The organism is Streptomyces alkaliphilus (genome assembly GCF_014141535.1).
GTDB classification, from domain to species: domain Bacteria; phylum Actinomycetota; class Actinomycetes; order Streptomycetales; family Streptomycetaceae; genus Streptomyces; species Streptomyces alkaliphilus.
This window is the reverse complement of the sequence record NZ_VKHT01000740.1, coordinates 1-2625: the sequence shown is the minus strand read 5'-3', so window position 1 is coordinate 2625 and position 2625 is coordinate 1. Positions and strand designations below refer to the sequence as shown.

Sequence of the window (2625 nt, the reverse complement as noted above, 5' to 3'; positions counted from 1 at the left end):
AGCGCCCGGCCCCCGCTTCCGGGTGACCCTGGGCGACGGCACCACCGTGACCGCCGACCGGCTCCTGATCACCACCGGCCTGATCGACGAACTGCCCGATGTGCCCGGAGTGGCCGAACGCTGGGGCCACGAGGTGCTGCACTGCCCCTACTGCCACGGCTGGGAGGTGCGCGACCGGGCCATCGGCATCCTGTCCACCGGCCCGATGGGAGTCCACCAGGCGCTGATGTGGCGGCAGTGGAGCCAGGACGTCACCCTCTTCCTGCACACCGGCACCGAGCCCGACGAGGAGGAGTACGAGCAGCTCGCCGCCCGGGGCGTCGCCGTGGTCGACGGCCGGGTGGCCGAGCTGCTGATCCGCAACGACCGGCTGCGGGGCGTCGTCCTGGAGGACGGCCGGGTCATCGACCGCGAGGCGGTGGTCGTCGCGCCCCGGTTCACCGCCCGCAGCGGCCTGCTCGCCGACCTCGGGATCACCCCGGTGGATCAGGAGATGGGGGGCCACGTCATCGGCAGCCACATCACCGCCGATCCGACCGGGGCCACCGAGGCGCCGGGGGTGTGGGTGGCGGGCAACGTCGGCGTTCTCACCGAGCAGGTCATCGGATCGGCCGCGGCCGGAATGCGTGCGGGCTCGATGATCAACGCCGACCTCACCGCCGAGGACCTGGACACCTGGCTGGACGGCCTGGTCCCGGCCGCACTGGAGAGCACCGGCATCCCCGGCGCGGCGATCTCGGTGGTCCACGACGGAGAGGTGCTCACCGCACGCGGTTACGGCCACGCCGACACCGGCGCGGACGGTGGAGAACCACTCCCGGTGGACCCGGAGCGGACCCTCTTCCGGGTGGGCTCGGTCTCCAAACTCTTCACCGCCACCGCCGTGATGCGGCTCGTGGAGAGCGGCGACATCGACCTCGACGCCGACGTGCACGAGTACCTCGACTTCACGGTCCCCACCTCCTTCGACGACGACCTGACCATGCGCCATCTGCTGACCCACACCCCCGGCTTCGAGGAGCGGATAGCGGATCTGATCGCCCCCGAGGGATCCGGGGTCGACCTGCGCGCCCATCTGGTCGAGGACCCGCCGGAGCAGGTCTACCGGCCGGGCACGGTCCCCGCCTACTCCAACTACGGCGCCGCGCTGGCCGGGTACGTCGTCGAGCGGGTCGGTGGGGTCCCCTTCGAGGAGTACGTGCGGGAGAACATCCTCGAACCGCTGGGCATGGACTCCTCCGAGTTCGCCCAACCCCTGCCCGAGGACCTCCGCGACCGTATGGCGAGCGGCTATGCCTCCACCACCGGCCCCGCCGGCCCCTTCGAGATCGTCACCGGCCCCCCGGCCGGCTCACTGACCTCCTCGGCGACCGACATGACGCGCTTCATGCTCGCCCACCTGGGGGAAGCCGGTGACGGGCCGGCCCTGCTCACCCCCGAGAGCCTGGAACTCATGCACGCGCCGGGGTTGGACGCCGCCTCCCTCGGCACCCTCGCCGAGGGACCGCGCATGACCCTCGGGTTCTTCGAGGAGGACCGCAACGGCCGGCGCGTCATCGGCCACGGTGGCGACACCACGCTCTTCCACTCACACCTGCAACTCCACCCCGACTCGGGCACCGGCGTCTTCGTGGCCCTCAACGGCGGCGGGCGCGGGGACATCGACAGCCTGCGCCTGCGCGAGGCGATCCTGCACGGCTTCACCGACCGCTACTTCCCCGGTGACCCCGGCAGCCCGGGCGTGGAGGCGACGGCCGCCGAGCACGCGGCCCTCCTCGAGGGCGTCTACGAGAACTCCCGTTCGATGCACAGCACCTTCATGTCCGTCGTCGGCGTCCTCGGCGGCCAGACCCGGATCGTCGCCCGGGAGGACGGCACCATCCTGGTCACACCCGGTCCGGAGACCCTGGAGCCCACCGCCTACGAGGAGATCGAGCCCGGGGTGTGGCGCGAGGTCGGCGGGCAGCGCCTGCTGACCGTGCGGGTCCGCGACGACCGGGTGGAGGCGATCGGCTACGCCTCGGCCTTCGCGCTGCTGCCCGTGAGCGCCGCCCGGCAGGCCTCCCTCGCCCTCCCGCTCCTCGTGGTCTCGACCGTGATCCTGCTGGGCGCCTCCCTGGCCCGGCCGGCCGGCGCCCTGGTCCGCCGCCGCTTCTCCCTGCCCGCGCCGACCCGCACCGCGCGCCTGCCCCGCGCACTGAGGACCACCGGCGCCGTGGTCGCGCTCACCGCCCTGGCGGGATGGGCCCTGGTCCTCACCCGGATCATGGAACTGGAACCGGTCCCCTCGCTCCTGCTCCGCGCGCTGGTGGGCGCGCAGTGGCTCGGGGTGCTCGGGCTGATCCCCGCCGCTCTCGTCCTGGTCGGGGACATCCGCCACCGGGCCGGGCCGGGCCGGTACGTCGCCGGCGCGCTCGTCCTCCTCGGGTTCGTGGGCGTGGCGTACTTCGCCGCCGTCTTCGGACTGCTCTCCCCCGACGTCACCTACTGAACCCCTGCCGTGCGGGTCCGCGACGACCGGGTGGAGGCGATCGGCTACGCCTCGGCCTTCGCGCTGCTGCCCGTGAGCGCCGCCCGGCAGGCCTCCCTCGCCCTCCCGCTCCTCGTGGTCTCGACCGTGATCCT

1 protein-coding gene is annotated in these 2625 nt (G+C 73.1%); it reads left to right on the top strand.

Annotation, left to right across the window (positions count from 1 at the left end; all coding sequences use genetic code 11):
- A partial coding sequence (locus tag FNQ90_RS19190) for a serine hydrolase (RefSeq protein ID WP_182607507.1) occupies nt 1-2491 on the top strand: 2491 nt, incomplete at its 5' end.
- Nucleotides 2492-2625 lie beyond the last annotated feature (134 nt).